General features: G+C 73.2%; 9 protein-coding genes. 1 reads left to right on the forward strand and 8 read right to left on the reverse strand.

Features of this window, described 5'->3' with window-relative positions:
- Positions 1–101 precede the first annotated feature (101 nt).
- From ACIBVL_RS18175 to ACIBVL_RS18205, 7 genes are all read right to left on the reverse strand, one after another.
- Entirely contained in the window at positions 102–1,934 is a 1,833-nt protein-coding gene (locus tag ACIBVL_RS18175) for a protein kinase (RefSeq protein WP_399098178.1), read from the reverse strand.
- A 20-nt stretch (positions 1,935–1,954) separates the two neighbouring features.
- Positions 1,955–3,571 (reverse strand): serine/threonine-protein kinase, encoded by a 1,617-nt coding sequence (locus tag ACIBVL_RS18180; RefSeq protein WP_399098179.1) that lies wholly within the window; start codon positions 3,569–3,571, stop codon positions 1,955–1,957.
- Between the two features lie 51 nt (positions 3,572–3,622).
- On the reverse strand, positions 3,623–5,332 hold the full coding sequence (locus ACIBVL_RS18185) for a protein kinase (RefSeq protein WP_399098181.1): 1,710 nt from the start codon (positions 5,330–5,332) through the stop codon (positions 3,623–3,625).
- A 60-nt stretch (positions 5,333–5,392) separates the two neighbouring features.
- On the reverse strand, positions 5,393–7,093 hold the full coding sequence (locus ACIBVL_RS18190; protein ID WP_399098183.1) for a serine/threonine-protein kinase: 1,701 nt from the start codon (positions 7,091–7,093) through the stop codon (positions 5,393–5,395).
- A 168-nt stretch (positions 7,094–7,261) separates the two neighbouring features.
- Positions 7,262–9,730 (reverse strand): protein kinase, encoded by a 2,469-nt coding sequence (locus tag ACIBVL_RS18195; protein WP_399098440.1) that lies wholly within the window; start codon positions 9,728–9,730, stop codon positions 7,262–7,264.
- A 166-nt stretch (positions 9,731–9,896) separates the two neighbouring features.
- Positions 9,897–12,023, reverse strand: coding sequence for a serine/threonine-protein kinase (locus tag ACIBVL_RS18200; protein WP_399098184.1), 2,127 nt, complete (start codon positions 12,021–12,023; stop codon positions 9,897–9,899).
- Between the two features lie 253 nt (positions 12,024–12,276).
- Positions 12,277–13,983 carry a glycerol-3-phosphate dehydrogenase/oxidase gene (locus tag ACIBVL_RS18205; protein ID WP_399098185.1) on the reverse strand — a complete coding sequence of 569 codons (1,707 nt, stop codon included), beginning with the start codon at positions 13,981–13,983 and terminating at the stop codon, positions 12,277–12,279.
- A gap of 291 nt (positions 13,984–14,274) precedes the next feature.
- Between ACIBVL_RS18205 and ACIBVL_RS18210 the strand changes: the two genes are divergently transcribed.
- Complete coding sequence (locus ACIBVL_RS18210) at positions 14,275–15,483, forward strand: nucleotide sugar dehydrogenase (protein ID WP_399098186.1); 1,209 nt, start codon at positions 14,275–14,277, stop codon at positions 15,481–15,483.
- A gap of 157 nt (positions 15,484–15,640) precedes the next feature.
- Here ACIBVL_RS18210 and ACIBVL_RS18215 read toward each other — a convergent pair whose 3' ends face one another.
- Positions 15,641–16,765, reverse strand: a complete 1,125-nt coding sequence (locus ACIBVL_RS18215; RefSeq protein WP_399098188.1) for a GuaB3 family IMP dehydrogenase-related protein — start codon at positions 16,763–16,765, stop codon at positions 15,641–15,643.
- Between the last annotated feature and the right edge of the window lie 15 nt (positions 16,766–16,780).

Here is a 16,780-nt window from a genome sequence, read left to right on the forward strand (position 1 = left end):
GACTTTGGGTACCCGCCGGTAATGGGCATTCACCGACCGCACACACGACGCCAGTGTTCACTGGCAACGAACCTGCTGATCAGGGCGTCGAGTGCCAGGTCTCAGGGGCTTTCGATCTTCAGGCGGTCACGTGCCCCCTTGAACACGGACGTGCCCTGCTTCTCCCGTGGCGTCCCCTTCGGCATGTCGACGCGCAGCTCGTACATGCGGCCGTCGTCGGTGCGGACGAACAGCTGCATGACGCGGGTCGGGGTCTTGTCCAGGCCGTAGGTGGTGTCGGCGAGGGCCGCCTCGTAGCCGTGGAAGCTGGTGCGGGTGGTCTGGGTGCGCGCGTCCCGGTCGTGGCCCGTCCAGGTCTCGTGCGCCTCGGCCGCCCGGGCCATCGGGGCGGCGGGGGCCTTGTCCCACTGGGTGAGGCGCACGTCGATGGGCCCGTCCGAGTAGACCGCCCGCCGCGGTTGTGCGTCGGCGCCACCTTGCCGGGCGGACGCCTCGTAGCCGAACGGGACGGAGAGCACGGCGTCCATGGCGGCCTCGTCGTGGGCGACCCAGTCGGAGGGCGACGGAAACCCCGTGGGCTCCGGGGCCGCCGTATACCGCCCGGTCCACTCGGTGATCGCCCCCCGGTCCGACTCGCCCCACTCCACCTCGACCGCCCAGACCCCGCCGACGAGCAGCGCCGCGAGCAGGGCGAGGGACAGGGGCCGAAGCCCGCTGGGACGAAGGCGAGCGGGGGCGGGTATTCGGGGGGCGGGGGGCTTCGGCGGCTCGGGGGAGACGGTCGGGCCGCCGGAGTACGCCGAGCCGGGCGAGGGCATCGGGACCGACACCGGCGCCGCCTCCGGACGGCCGGGCACGGCCGCGGGAGACAGGCCCGGATCCGACGCGGCGGCGGACACCGACTCCGACGTGGCGGGCGGCGCCGGCGCCGGGTCCGGTACGGCGGTGACGGCAGCGGCCGGCAATGGCGCCGCTGCCGGATCGGCAGCGCGTACGGCCTCCGGCCCGGCGGGCAGCCCCGGCCCGGCTTCCGGTACGGCGGCGACGGCGCCCACAGCGGACGACACCGCCCCCCGCCCCTCGGCCACAGCCTCCAGCACCGCCGCGACCTCGTCCGCCTCCGGGCGCTGTTCCGGGGTCCGGGACAGGAGGCGGAGGATGAGGGGGGTCAGGGGGCCGGCGTTTTCGGGGGTGGGCGGGGTCTCGGTGAGGATCGCGGTGAGGGTGGATTCCGGGGTCGCACGGCGGAACGGGGGGCGGCCCTCGGTCGTGGTGTGGAGGAGGACGCCGAGGGACCACAGGTCGGAGGCGGGGCCGGCGCCGCGGCCGGACATGCGCTCGGGGGCGATGAAGTCCAGGGAACCGATGAACTCGCCGGTGGCGGTGAGGGGCTCCTCGCCCTGGATGTGGGCGATGCCGAAGTCGGTCAGGATCACGCGGCCGTGCGCGCCGAGGAGGACGTTGGCGGGCTTGACGTCGCGGTGGACGATGCCGACGGCGTGCGCGGCACGCAGTGCGCCCAGGACGGCGAGGCCGATGCGGGCGGACTCGGCGGGGTCGAGCGGCCCCCGCCCGAGCACCTCGTGCAGGGACTCACCACGGATCAACTCCATGACGATCCAGGGCAGTCCGTCCCCGACGGCATCGAGCTGCGCGTCCTCCACCACCACGTCGTAGATGGAGACGGCGGACGGATGGTCGACGCGGGCGGCGGCCCTGGCCTCACGGTAGAGCCGGTGGGCGGCCCTGCGGTGGGCCTCGTCCCCCGGCTCGCCGGGCAGCCGGGGCTCCTTGACGGCGACTTCGCGGTCCACGAGTTCGTCATGGGCCCGCCAGACGGTGCCCATCCCGCCCGAGCCGATCCGTTCGAGCAGCCGGTAACGCCCGCCCACGGTACGGTCCTTGGCGCCTACGGCGTCACCGTCGTTGCTCATGCCCCCATGCCTACCACGACCTACAGCTTGTCGACGTCCAGGTTCGCGATCGCCGTCCGGGCCACCTCGCGGCCACGCCCGGTGAAATCGCCCTTGCCCGGATACCCGATCAGCAGCTTGTACATGTCACCGGTGGTCGACTTGTAGTAGAAGATCCTCAGCTCGCGCAGGCTCGGGTCCGCACTGTCGTCGGTGGTATAGACCACCGTGTTCTCGGCGGCCGGTCTGTTCCGGTACTTCGCGTTGTCGTCGGTGCGGGTGCGCGGCGCCTTCGGCATGTCGAGTTCGTAGCTGCCGGACTCCTTGAAGTCCCCGTCGTCGGCGTACATCTCGGCCGCCGCGGAGGCCTTGATCTCCTTGCTCGTGTCCTCCGCCCTGCGGAACACCTCCAGGACGACCGAGATCGCACCGCTCGGGTCGGTGTAGCTGACCCAGTGCTGGTCGTCCCGGTCCTCCTTCTCCGGTTCGCTCCGCACATAGGTGCCGGGCACGGCGAGGGTCGCGGTGACGTCCTTCTCGTGACGCGTCTTCCAGCCGTCCGGCAGCGGTCCGGCGAACGGATCGGCGAGCACCAGATACGCCGTCACCGCCGCCGCGACGACCGCGGCCCCGACCCCGATCCACGCCGTACGGCCGAACCGGCGCCGCCCCGCGGCACCCTCCGCCTGGCGGACGGCCTGCGTCGGCTGCGCCGTCGGCTGCGGCGCGGGCGGTTTGGCCGCCGCCTCCAGCAGGGCCCGTACCCGCGCGGCGCCGGGGCGGCGGGCCGGGTCCTTCTCCAGCAGCCCGTTGATCGCCTGGGCCAGCGGGCCGTGCGCGGCGGCAGGCGGGGCGGGCGCGGCGTTGAGGACGGACTGGAGGGTGGCCGGCGTGTTGCTGCGGCGGAACGGCGACACGCCCTCGGTCGCCGCGTAGAGCACCACCCCGAGTGACCACAGGTCGGACGCCGGTCCGGGACGCTGGCCGAGGACCCGCTCGGGCGCGATGTACTCGGGTGAGCCGACGAAACCGCCGGTGTCGGTCAGATTCGTCTCGCCCTCGATCTGGGCGATGCCGAAGTCGGTGAGGACGATCCGGTCGTGGCGGCCGAGGAGGATGTTGTCCGGCTTCACGTCCCGGTGCAGGATGCCCGCCGCGTGCGCCGACTCCAGCGCGCCCAGCACCTCCAGTCCGATCCGGGCCGCCTCGCGCGCGCCGAGCGTGCCCTCCTGGAGCGCGTCGCCGAGCGAACGGCCGTGGACCAGTTCCATCACGATCCAGGGCCGGCCGTCGACGACGGCGACGTCGTGCACAGTGACCACGGCCGGATGGTCGAGCCGGGCTGCCGCCCGGGCCTCGCGCCGCATCCGCTCGAAGGCGTTGGCCCGTTCACGTTCGGGAAAATGGTCCGGCACCCGGGGTTCCTTGACGGCGACCTCGCGGTCCACCGTCTCGTCCTTGGCCCGCCACACCGTCCCCATGCCACCGTGCCCGAGCTTGGCCAGCAGCCGGTAGCGCCCGGCGATGAGCCGCCCGACACCGGGTTCCTGCGCGGGGGCGGGCTGTGCCGGAACCGCGGCCGGTCTCGGGTTCGGCGGTTGCAGAACAAAACTCGTCGTCTCGTCGGACTCGTGGCCCACGCCCCCGTTGTGACTCATGCGTCCATCCATATCGCGCCGGGCAGGCCGGTATCCACCGCAGAACCGAAACTACCCTGTCACGAACGTGTCGACCGCGACGTCGAAGTACTCCCGCGCCTCCCGCACCTTCCCGACCGGTGCCGACACCCACACGTCGTACATCCGCCCGCCCTCCTCCCAGCACAGGTCGTAGGTGTGCCGGGAGCCCTCCGCCGCGCTGAAGCCGTCCCAGGTGAACTCCCAGAGCGCGGCGGGGTTTCCGGCGTGCGTGGTCTCGGTGACCCTGCCGTCGTGGTAACCGGGGTTGGTGTCCGGGCCCTTGGCGGCCGCGCGCCGCATCACGCCGAGCGGGCCGTCCGGTTCGGGGTCGGTGATCTTGATGCCGAGCCGGAAGGTCTGCCCCGGTGACATGTAGAAGACCCGCTCGCCCTGCGGCACGCGCGTGAAGCCGTCCGGCACGGAGAGGGAGAACCCGGCCGGGTCGTCGGCGACCCGGTAGCCCGAGGGTGCGGTGGGACGGTCGTCGGAGGCGGGGGTGGGGAGGGCGGTGGGGGCGTGCGTGGCCGTCGGAGAGGGCGCGGGCGTACGCGAGGCGGCCGTGGGGCTCGGCGTACCGCTCGCCGACGGACTCACCGCCGCGCTCGTCGACTCGTGCGGCGCCGAGCTCGTGGCGGAACCTCCTGGACCACCCCCCTCGCCGTCCCGGTTCACCAGCAGCGCCGCCGCCGACACGCCCGCGCCCGCCATCGCGGCGACCAGCAGAGCGGCGATCAGCACACCCCGCGTGGACCGCTCCCGGACGGGCGGATCCACAGGCGACCGAGACTGACCCTGCGGGGGCAACCCCGGCTGGAACAACGCCTGCTGGGCCTGCCCGTGCTGGGACAGCCTCCGCTGGGGCAGTTCTTCCTGGGTCGGCGTGTACCCGGACGTCACCGGCGGCGTACGCCCGGTGTCCCGGAAGGCGCGCAGCATCCGCTCCGCCTCCGCCGCGCCCAGCCGCCGCTCCGGATCGCGCTCGAGGAGGCCCCGTACGACGGGCAGGAGCGGCGCGGCCTGCGGGGGCGTACGGATCTCGGCGATGACGACGGCGTGCAGGATGCCGCCCAAGGAGTCGCGCCGGAACGGCGACTCGCCGCTCAGCGCGGTGCACAGCAGCGCGCCCAGCGACCACAGGTCCGACTCGGGGCCGGTGCGGGCCCCGGACATCCGCTCCGGCGCGGTGTACTCGGGCGAGCCGACGAACGACCCGGTCTCGGTGAGGGTGGTGGCCCCCGCGACCTGCGCGATGCCGAAGTCGGTGAGGACCACACGGTCGCTGTCGCGTTCGAGCAGGACGTTCGCGGGCTTGATGTCCCGGTGCAGGACCCCCGCCTCGTGCGCGGCGTGCAGGGCGCCGAGCAGGGCGATCCCGATCCGGGCCGCCTCCTGCGGGTCGAGCGGGCCGTGCGCGGCGATCCGGTCGGCGAGCGAGCCCCCGTCGATCAGCTCCATGACGATGTAGGGGCGTTCGCCGTCCTCGACGACGTCGTGCACGACGATGATGTGCGGGTGGCTCAGCTGGGCGACGGCGCGGGCCTCGCGCAGCGTCCGGTCGCGGCGGCCGCGCGCCTCCTCGGCGGAGAGCGTGTCGTCCTGGGCCAGCTCCTTGACCGCGACCCGCCGTCCCAGCAGCTCGTCCGTGGCACGCCACACCACGCCCATGCCGCCCCGCCCGAGTCTCGCCTCCAGCCGGTAGCGGCCCGCGATGACCCGGACGGCGTCCCCCTCGGTCCCCATGCGCCCCATCATGCACCAACGGACGCCCCGCCTCCGGGTCGCCGACCGGCCAACCCCCCGTCAGGAGGCGCCGGGTTCCCGCCAGCTCTGCAGTACGGCTTTGAACTGCTTGGCGGTCGTCGCCCAGTCCTTCGCCGGGGAGGACATGTAGATCGCGTACTCCGTGCCGTCGTGGGAGATGTACGTCTCCTCGATCGCCCGGCGCGGACCGGGGAACTCCGTGTCCTTCGGCTGCGCGGTCCACGTGCACTCCCACTCGGAGCCCTCGCGGTCGCGGTAGTCGTTCCTCTCCATGGTGACCGTGTGGAAGTCGACCAACCCCTGGAGCTGCTGTTCGAGGCCCTTCTGGTGCGCGTACGGGTCGTCGTAGTCGGGCGAGGTGTCGAGGGCGATGCGTACGAAGTGCTCGCCGCCGTCGGGGCTGTAGTCGATCTGCTTGAGGTCGCCGTCGTCCTGGAAGACCGACCGCTTCCAGGACGTGTCGGGAAGCGACAGCCCGAAGCCCAGCGGGTCGTTGATCGGCGTCCAGGAGCCGGCTGTGCCGCCCGTGCCGGACGCGGTGGGGCTGGGCGAGGGGGAGGCGGAGTCGGAGGCGGTCCCGCCGGTCGTCCCCCGGCTCGCGTCCCACTTCTGGAAGGCCACCGCCGTACCGCCGCCGACCAACGCGGCGAGGACGACCACGAGCGCGAGCGTGCGCGGCCGGCGACGGCGCGGGGCCGGAGCGGATGCGGCGCCGGGGTGCGCGGGCCCGAAGGCGGTCGGGCCGGTGGCTCCGGGTGCCGGCGTCGGCGCGTCCCCCACCGCGGGTACTACGGGCCTGACGGGCGTTCCGGCGGGCGCATACGGGGCCCCGGTACCTCCCGTACCGCTCGTCCCCCGGTCGGGTCCGCCGTACGGGCCCGGTCCGGCGTACTGCGTCGGCACGAACGCCTGCGCCCCGCTCGGGCGGCGGCCCTCCGCCGCCTCGGCGAGGAGCTGTTCGGTCTCGGCGGTGCCGGGGCGGGTGGCCGGGTCCTTGCGGAGCAGGGCGGTGATGACGGGGCCGAGCGGGCCGGCGTGGCGCGGCTCGGCGGCCTCCTCCTCGACGACGGCCTGCAGGGTGGTCAGGGGCGAGGTGCGCCGGAACGGCGAGCGCCCCTCGACGGCCGTGTAGAGCGTCGCGCCGAGCGCCCACAGGTCGGAGGACGGGCCGGGGTCCTGGCCGCGTACGCGCTCGGGGGCGAGGTAGTCGACGGAGCCGACGACCTCTCCGGTGCGGGTGATGGTCGTGTCGCCCTCGATCTGGGCGATGCCGAAGTCTGTGAGGAGGACGCGGCCGTCGTGCGAGAGCAGGACGTTGCCGGGCTTGACGTCGCGGTGCACGACACCGGCGGAGTGCGCGGCGCGCAGGGCGCGCAGCACCCACAGGCCGATCCGGGCGGCCTCGACGGGCTCGATCCGCCCGTCCTCCTTGACCGCGTCGGCCAGCGAACGGCCCTCGACGAGCTCCATCACGATCCACGGCCGGCCGTCGTGTTCGAGTACGTCGTGCACGGTGACCACGGCGGAGTGGTTGATCCGTGCGGCCGCGCGCGCCTCGGCCCGGGTGCGTGCGAGCAGGATCGCCTGCTCGCTCTCGGAGACGTAGAGCGCGGCGGTCAGCTCTTTGATGGCGACGCCCCGGTGCAGCAACTCGTCGTGGGCGCGCCACACCCGGCCCATGCCGCCGCTGCCGATGGAGTCGGCGAGCCGGTAGCGGCCCGCGAGGAGCAGGCCCTGCATCTGATTCACGTTGCCCCGCAATGGTCTTGACAGGGTCAGCGTAAAGACCGGGCCGCGTCCGGGGAACCAGCGGGGTACCAAGGTGACACCACTGTGACGGTTGTCGCTTGCGGGGCCGCACGGGAACCATGGAGAAGCCATGCGGGAATCAAGGAGGAACGGCGTTGCTCAGCCCGTGTACTGGTAAGTGGCCGCTGCTTGCTCGTACAGCCGCGTGACCTCGTCCCGCTCGGCCTCGGGTCCCCTCACTTGCACGATGTGGTACCGGCCGCCGATGAGAATCGCCAGGTTGCGGACGTACAGCTCGCGCCCGCCGTCGGTCCAGGTGAACTGGCCTTCGGCCATGGTCCGCGTGCCCACCGTCGTCGTCCGCAGCCCGGAGGCGGTCGCCCAGCTGGAGTCGCGGTACGGCTGCAGTTCGCTCTCCTTCTCCCGCTGGTAGGCCATCGGGTCGCTGCCGTACGAGGAGGCGCTGTCGCGTCCGGGTACGACGATCAGCTCGAAGTCGCCCTGCGCGTACACGACCTGCCCCCGGCCGTTCTTTCCGGTGCGGCCCCAGCCGTTGGCGACGGCGATCCGGAAACCGGCGGCATCCTTGCGCAGGGTGAAGCCGTCGGCGACGCCGGAGCCGGACCCGGTCTGGGTCTCGGTGGCCTCCGCACCGGTGCTGCCGCCCGGCGAGGTCTGGTCGGGCCGGGGCTCGCTGCTCGCCTCGGGCGCCTGGCCGGCCGGTGGGGTGGCGGTGGCCCCGGTCGCCCGGGTGCCGCCGGTTCCGGCCGCGCCTTCCTCGCCGGCCTTGGGCATGAACATCACGGCGTACGCGACGGCCCCGGCCAGCAACAGCAGTATCAGCACCAGCAGGGTGCGGCCCAGGCTGCGCGGCGAACGGCCCGTCTCCTGCCGGGACCGCTTGTGCCGTCCGTGCGTCGCGGGCAGCCCGGCGCGCCGCCTGCGCACCAGCTCGCCCTTGCGGCGCACGATCGGCAGCCGGCGCGGGTCGGGCGGCGCGGCGACGACGTACGTCCCCGCCTCCGGCTCCGGCGCGGACCGCACCAGCGAGCGCAGCCAGCCGCGCAGTTCCTCGAAGTCGAGGCGCTCGGTGGGGTCCTGGCGCAGAAGCGACTCCACGACCGGCCTGAGCGGCCCGCACTCCTCGGCGAAAGCGGGCGGTTCGGCACACACCATCTGCACCAGGTCCGCCGTCGACTCCTCCGGGTAGGGCGCGTGTCCCTGTACGGCCCTGAAGAGCAGCGCGCCGAGCGCCCACAGATCGGTCGCGGGACCGATCGGCGCGGCCAGCTGCCAGTTCTCGTGCACCGGGCCGGCCTGCTCGGGCGCCCACCGCTCGGTGACGGGGCCGACGACCGCCATCCGCGCCTGCCGGGCGCGTTCGGCGGCGAGCGCGGTGGCGGGACCACGACGTGCGGGGGCACCGCCGGGTGCGGCGGCGACGAGATCGTCCCAACGGGCCCCGGCAGCCTGGCCGGGCAGGGGAACAGGAACGGGAACGGCCGGGTGCGGGCCGGCACCCGGACTCGGCGCGGGCGCGCCCTGTACGCCGTAGGGATCGGCGACCTGGCCGGGGGGATTCCCGGTGGGCGCGCCGTACGGCGAGGCCGTCACGGTTCCGTTGTCGTTCCCGGCCGGTGTGCGGGCGCCGGGCAGGGCCGCCCGGCCGTTCTGCTGGGCCTCCTGGGCCTCCTGCACCCGGGCCGCCGCCCGTGCCCCGGCCCGGTACGCGGCGATCGCCCCGGCCCGCGCGGCACGGATGTCCTCGCCGGTCTCCACGGCCGCCCTCCGGGCCACCGCACCCGACGCCCCACTCCCGCTCGCCGGCTCACCCGCCGGACCCGGCAGCCCCCCGGCCGCCCGCGCCTCGATGGCGGCCCGCCGGGCGGCTTCGGGATCGACGGCGCCGGAACCGCCGGTTCCGGGATGGGGGGCGGGAGTCGTCGGCCGCGCAGACGCGGGAACGGGCGCCGCCGGCCCCCTCCCGGTCTCCGTCTCCTCCACGGGCACCGGGTCGTACCCGCACAGCGCCTCTTCGGCCGCCCCGACCGCCAGCCCGGTCAGCATGACCCGCCCGTCGTCGCAGACGAGGACGGTACGCGCGGTGATGTTCCGGTGGATCCAGCCGTGCGCGTGCAGCACCCGCAGGGCCATCAGTACGTCGGAGGCGACCTCGGCCGCCCGGTACGGGGTCAGCGGCTGCTCGGCGAGGAGCGCGGCGAGCGGCCTCGCGGCCACCAGCTCACTCACTATCCACAGCGAACCGCCCTCGGCGAACACGTCGAAGACCTGGTCGAGACGGGGATGGTCGGGAATGCTCGCCGCGGCCTGCGCCGCCTCCACCGCCCGCCGTACGACGGGGTCGGCGGGCCGCCGTGTGCTCCCGCCCCCGCGCGCGCCGGGCATCCGCCCGGCGCCTCTGCGCTCACGCGCCGTGAACCCCTCGGGCAGCCCCTCCGCGTCGAGCACCTCGGCCTCGACGACCTCCGGCAACGGCACCTGCCGGACCAGGACTTCCTGCCCGCTGTAGGTGTCGAAAGCCCGGGTCTCGGTGAGTTCGTACTCCTCGGAGGGCGGCAGCGGCAGGCGGTAGCGGTCGGCGAGTACCCGTCCCGCATAGTCGTCCACGTTGCCTCCCCCGGCCGTCCGGTCGGTCAGTTCCGCTCGCCTCGCGGGCCGTTCCAGCCGTATCCGGCCATGGAGCTGGATGCGTACGGTCCGCAAGCACTCACGATACGTGCCTGAGGCAACCCGCAGAGCGGGGATGCGACATCTCGCGCCCGCACGGTCCCCGCTACTTCTTGGGCGTGAAGGTATCCGCCAGCGTCTTCCAGGTGGTCTCGCGCAGATCCCCGGCCCACTTGGCGGCCTTCGCCGTGTACATCAGCGCGTACCCCTGGCTGTTGCTCACCACGAACCCGCGGTCGATGGTGCGGTACTTCGTCCCGCTCTCCACGTAGGTGAACTCCCAGTCGGCCGTGTTCCAGCCCCGGTACGCCACCGCCTCTATGCGGATCTTCTTGTACTGCGAGCGCTTCATGTAGCGCTCCTGGTTCTCCCAGTCGGCGACGGGATCGCCCTTGGGCGTGGTCGTCCAGGCGACCAGCAGCATCTGTCCGTCGGGCCCGGTGAACCGGTCGCCCGCGGAGCTCGCCCTCTGGAACTTCCACCCGGTGGGCAGCCCGATCGAGTACCCCTGGCCGCCCTTGTACGTCTTCGCCGTCCGGCCGGCCTCGTCGGTGGAGGCGTCGGACCCGGTGCCGCCGGTCGTGGAGGTGTCGCTGCCGCTCGGCGTGGTGCCGGGGGCGGACTGCGAGGCCGAGCCGTCGGCGCGGGTCCCGCTGTCCTTGTCCTCCTTGGTCTCGGCGCTCGCGCTGCCGCCGGCGACGGTCTTGGACCCGCCGCCGCTCCCCGAGCCGCCGGCGCCGTCGTCGTCCCCGCCACCGAACGTGAGGGCCAGCACGGTACCGAGCACCGCGAGGATCACCACCGCGGCGATGATCACCAGCGTCCGCTTCGGCACCACGTCGGTCAGCGGTGCCCTGGGCACGGGCCGCGGCGGCAGGTCCGGCGGCGTCATCACGGGCCATCCGGAACTGCGGCCGCCCGTCTGGCCGTTCACCCCGGTGGCACCCTGCGTCCCCTGGCCGCCCCGGCTGCCGCCCGCGGCGGAACCGGAGGACGACACGGACGCGGAGCGGGCAGCGGACGCCGAGGCGGCCGGGGCCGTCGTCGCCCTGGTGACCGGCTCGGTCCTCCTCGCCTCGTCGGTCCCCACGGAAGCGGAAGCCGCCGTGGAACCGGAAGCCGTGGCCCCGGAAGCCGTGGCCCCGGAGGCCGGGGTGGACCCGGAAGCCGCCGTACCGCTGCCGGCCGACTTGGTGCGGGACACCGCCGCGACCGTGGCGGCCCCCGCCGCGACGGCGGCCTTCTTGCGCACGGAACGCAGCGCCCCGCGCAGCTTCTCGCCCGCCTCCCCGGCGGAACTCCCCTTGCCGTCGGGGCCGTCCGGCTGGATCGGCAGCGGCACCAGCCGGGTGGCGTCCGCCGGTTCGGCCTCCTTGGGTTCGGGCGCGTGGATCACGGCGTTGAGCATCGCCCGCGCCCCGGCGTCGTCGAGCCGGCGCTCGGGATCCTTGGTGAGGAGCCCGTAGATGACGTCCCTCAGCGGACCGGCGTTCTTCGGCTCCTCCAGCGGCTCGGTCATCACCGCGGTGAGCGTGGCGATCGCGGAGCCCTTGTCGTACGGGGGCGCGCCCTCGACCGAGGCGTACAGCAGACCGCCGAGGGACCACAGGTCGGCGGCCGGCCCCGGCTTGTGCCCGCGGGCACGCTCCGGGGAGATGTAGGAGGGGGCGCCGACGAGCATGCCGGTGGAGGTGATGGACGGGTCGCCCTCGACCTGGGCGATGCCGAAGTCGGTGAGCACGACGCGGCCGTCCTCGGCGATCAGCACGTTGGACGGCTTCACGTCACGGTGCAGGATGCCCTCGCGGTGCGCCGAGCGCAGCACGTCGAGGATGGCGAGCCCGACCTCGGCCGCCCGCCTCGGCTCCAGCACGCCGTCCTCACGGATGACCTCGGCGAGCGACTTGCCCTCGACGAGCTCCATCACGATCCACGGCCGGTCGTCCTCCTCGACCACGTCGAAGACCGTCACCGCGCTGTTGTTGCGGATCCGTGCGATGGCCTTGGCCTCGCGCAGCGTCCGTGTGATCAGGCGGCGCTTCTCGTCCTCGTCGATGTTCGACGGGAACCGCAGCTCCTTGACGGCGACCGTCCGCCCGAGGGTCTCGTCCTCGGCGCGCCACACCGTCCCCATGCCGCCGCGGCCGAGTACGCCTCCCAGCCGGTACCGCCCGGCGAGGAGACGTGCGCTCTTGTCCTGACGGGGTGTCCCCGCCCGCTCCGCCTCCGACATGCGTCCCCTCATGCAACCCGCCCTGAAAGAGCCTCCATTGTCCCTCACCCGACAAGTGCCCGACGCCCAGGGTGCCCCTCATCGCGTCCTGACCGCATCCCGGGACGGGAGCATTCCGGCCAGAAGGTGCGGCACGCTCCGGCCAAATCCTGGCACGACGGCCCTTTCGCCCCGTCAACAGCGGTCAGCACCGACGGAATTGGGACGTCACGGTTGCGTGACAGCGGCACGACGTCCGGCGTCGCGGTGGGGGTCAGAGGGGCACGATGTCCGGCGCCCCCAGTCGGGCCGCGTCCGCCGTCTGGTCGTCCGGCTGCAGCTGCGACTCCCGTTCCGCCTCCACCCGCTTCTCGTAGTGCTCGACCTCGCGCTCGATCTGCCCCTTGTCCCAGCCCAGCACCGGCGCCATCAGCTCGGCCGCCTCCCGGGCGCTGCGCGAGCCGCGGTCGAAGGTCTCGATCGAGATGCGGGTGCGCCGGGTCAGGGCGTCGTCCAGGTGACGCGCCCCCTCGTGCGAGGCGGCGTACACGATCTCGGCGCGCAGATAGTCGTCGGCGGCCTGGAGCGGCTCGCCCAGCGAGGGGTCCGCGGCGATGAGGTCGAGCACTTCCTCGGCCATCGCCCCGTAACGGTTCAGCAGATGCTCCACGCGCACCACGTGCAGACCGCTGCGCGCGGCGATCCGCGCCCGCGCGTTCCACAGCGCCCGGTAGCCCTCCGCGCCCAGCAGCGGCACCTCCTCGGTGACGCAGTCGGCGACGCGCATGTCCAGCCCGTGCACGGCCTCGTCGACCGCGTCCTTGGCCATCACCCGGTACGTCGTGTACTTGCCGCCCGCGACGACCACCAGGCCGGGCGCGGGATGGGCGACGGTGTGCTCGCGCGACAGCTTGCTGGTGGCCTCCGACTCACCGGCCAGCAGCGGCCGCAGACCGGCGTACACGCCCTCGACGTCGTCCCGGGTGAGCGGCACCCTCAGGACCGAGTTCACATGCTCCAGCAGATAGTCGATGTCCGCGCTGGAGGCGGCCGGGTGTGCCTTGTCGAGGTCCCAGTCGGTGTCGGTGGTGCCGACGATCCAGTGCCGGCCCCAGGGGATCACGAACAGCACGGACTTCTCGGTGCGCAGGATCAGACCGGTGGAGGAGCTGATGCGGTCCCTGGGGACGACGAGATGGATGCCCTTGGAGGCGCGGACGTGGAACTGGCCGCGCTCCCCCACCATCGCCTGTGTGTCGTCGGTCCACACGCCCGTGGCGTTGACGACCTGGCGGGCGCGGACCTCGTACTCGCCACCGCCCTCGACGTCCTGCACACGCGCCCCGACGACCCGTTCGCCCTCGCGCAGAAAGCCGGTGACGCGCGCGCGGTTGGCCGCCTTCGCGCCGTAGGACACCGCCGTGCGCACGAGGGTGGCGACGAAGCGGGCGTCGTCCATCTGGGCGTCGTAGTACTGCAAGGCGCCGACCAGCGCCTCCTTTCGCAAGGCGGGGGCGACCCGCAGGGCGTGGCGGCGGGTCAGGTGACGGTGCATCGGCAGGCCGCGGCCGTGCCCGCGGGCCATGGACATCGTGTCGTAGAGCGCGACGCCCGAGCCGGCGTACCAGCGCTCCCAGCCCTTGTGCTGGAGCGGATACAGGAACGGGACGGGCTTCACCAGGTGCGGTGCGAGCCGTTCCAGCAGCAAACCGCGTTCCTTCAGCGCCTCGCGGACGAGGGCGAAGTCGAGCATCTCCAGATAGCGCAGGCCGCCGTGGATCAGTTTGCTGGACCTGCTCGACGTGCCCGACGCCCAGTCGCGCGCCTCGACCAGGCCCGTGGACAGGCCGCGGGTCACGGCGTCCAGGGCGGTGCCCGCGCCGACCACTCCGCCTCCCACGACCAGCACGTCCAGCTCGCGCTCGGCCATGGCCGCCAGTGACTCGGCTCGCTGCGCCGGCCCCAGTGTCGCTGTCCTCACCGCTGCCTCCCGCTGTCCGTAGCGTCGGCCGCACCGTCAGGGCGAGACCCGCTTCATATCCCCCTGCCCAAATTCTGACCGGCTTGCCCGACCTCAGCCACCACTGGCCCCCAGCCTGTGGACAACTCTCACGGAACCGGAGCGGGCCAGCCGGAAAAGGCTGATCAACACAGCCGATCAATCCCGCATAACGGTCATATTTACTCCTAGTCTGACATTGCGCTCGCCCATCCTGTCCACAGGGTTTGCGCACCTGTCCCGCTTCGGTTATTGGGAAGGACGGCCCACGCCATGCCCGCAGATCTCGCCGTCATCGGACTCGGCCCGCTCGGCCTGCCCCTCGCTCAGGCCGCCGTGGCCGCCGGCATCCCCACCCTCGGCTACCGGACCGGCCCCGAGGCGGGTTCCCTCAGCCCCGCCGAACTGCGCCGGATGCTCTCGGGGGGTTTCCGGCCCGCCACCAACCCCGCGGAACTGGGCCGGGTTCGTACGGCCGTCATCTGCGCCCCCACCCCGCGCGACACGGACGGCGGACTCGACCTCGGCCAGGTCGAGGCGGCCGCCCGCACCCTCGCCGGGCATCTGCGCCCGCACACCACCGTCATCCTGGAGTCGCCCGTGTACCCGGGGACGACCGAGGAATTCCTGCGACCGTTGCTGGAGGAAACATCCGGGCTGAGCGCGGGCCGCGACTTCCACCTCGCCTACTCCCCCAGCCGGGTCGACCCCGGCAGCCGCACCTTCACCCCGGCCACCACACCGAAGGTCATCGGCGGTCTCACACCCGCGTGCACCGAATCCGCCGCCGCCTTCTACGGCCGTCTCACCGACAAGGTGGTACGCGCGCGTGGCCTGCGGGAAGCCGAGACCGTGCAGCTCCTGGAGACCAACTTCCGGCACGTCAACATGGCCCTCGTCAACGAGATGGCGGTCCTCTGCCACGACCTGGGCGTCGACCTGTGGGACGTCATCCGCTGCGCCGAGACCAAGCCCTTCGGCTTTCACGCCTTCCGCCCCGGCCCCGGCGTCGGCGGCCACTCCGTCCCCCTGGACCGCACGGGCCACCTCGGCGGTCCCCTGCGCATGGTCGAGCTGGCCCAGCAGGTCAACGGCCGTATGCCCCGCTACGTCGTCCAGCGCGCCGCCGCCCTCCTCAACGAGCACGGCAAGTCCGCCCGCGGCGCCCGTGTCCTGCTCCTCGGCGTCACCTACAAACCCGACCTCGCCGACCAGCAGAACACCCCCGCACGCGAGATCGCGATCCGCCTGATGGAGCTCGGCGCCGCCGTCAGCTACCACGACCCCCACGTCCCGTCCTGGAGCATCCTCGACCGCCCGGTCCCCCGAGCCGACTCCTTCTACGAGGCCGCCGCCGACGCCGACCTCACGATCCTCCTCCAGCAGCACCGCACGTACGACCTGCAGGGCCTGTCGGTGAAGGCGCAGTTGTTGCTGGACACGCGAGGGGCCACGCCTACCGGAGCAGCGCATCGGTTGTGAAGGGGGCGCGTGGGCGGGCCGGGCCCCGGGGATCATCGACCCGGTGGACGACACGCAACCGCGCGCCCCCACCCCACACGCCCAGCCCGCCCGGGCACGCGGAAGGGGCCGGTCGCTCATCCAGGTGAGCGCCCGGCCCCTTCCCGCGTCCTGCGGCCTACCGCCGGTGCACCGAGTCCGCCACCGTCACCTCGACCCGCTGGAACTCCTTCAGCTCGCTGTAGCCGGTGGTGGCCATCGCCCGCCGCAGCGCGCCGAAGAAGTTCATCGAGCCGTCGGGAGTGTGCGACGGGCCCATGAGGACCTCCTCGATGGTGCCGACCGTGCCCAGGTCGACCTTCTTGCCGCGCGGCAGCTCCTCGTTGACGGCCTCCATGCCCCAGTGGTGGCCGCGGCCCGGCGCGTCGGTCGCGCGGGCGAGCGGGGAGCCCATCATCACCGAGTCGGCGCCACAGGCGATCGCCTTGGGGAGGTCGCCGGACCAGCCGACACCGCCGTCCGCGATGACGTGCACGTACCGGCCGCCGGACTCGTCCATGTAGTCGCGGCGGGCCGCCGCCACGTCCGCGACCGCCGTGGCCATCGGGACCTGGATGCCGAGCACGTTGCGCGTGGTGTGCGCCGCGCCGCCGCCGAAGCCGACCAGGACGCCCGCCGCGCCGGTGCGCATCAGGTGCAGGGCGGCCGTGTAGGTGGCGCAGCCGCCGACGATCACCGGGACGTCGAGCTCGTAGATGAACTGCTTCAGGTTCAGCGGCTCGTGCGAACCCGAGACGTGCTCCGCCGAGACCGTCGTACCGCGGATGACGAAGATGTCCACGCCCGCGTCGACGACCGCCTTGGAGAACTGGGCCGTGCGCTGCGGGGAGAGCGCGGCGGCCGTGACCACGCCGGAGTCGCGCACCTCCTTGATGCGCGCGCCGATCAGCTCCTCCTTGATGGGGGCGGAGTAGATCTCCTGCAGGCGCCGGGTCGCGGTGTCCGCGTCGAGGTCGGCGATCTCGTCGAGCAACGGCCGCGGGTCCTCGTACCGGGTCCACAGCCCCTCGAGGTTGAGCACGCCGAGGCCGCCCAGCTCGCCGATGCGGATCGCGGTGGCCGGGGAGACGACCGAGTCCATGGGGGCGGCCAGGAAGGGCAGCTCGAAGCGGTAGGCGTCGATCTGCCAGGCGATCGAGACCTCCTTCGGGTCCCGCGTACGGCGGCTGGGGACGACGGCGATGTCGTCGAAGGCGTACGCCCGGCGGCCGCGCTTGCCGCGCCCGATCTCGATCTCAGTCACGTCTGTGGCCTTTCG

It is taken from the genome of Streptomyces sp. NPDC049687 (assembly GCF_044465285.1).
In the GTDB taxonomy this organism is placed as follows: Bacteria; Actinomycetota; Actinomycetes; order Streptomycetales; family Streptomycetaceae; genus Streptomyces.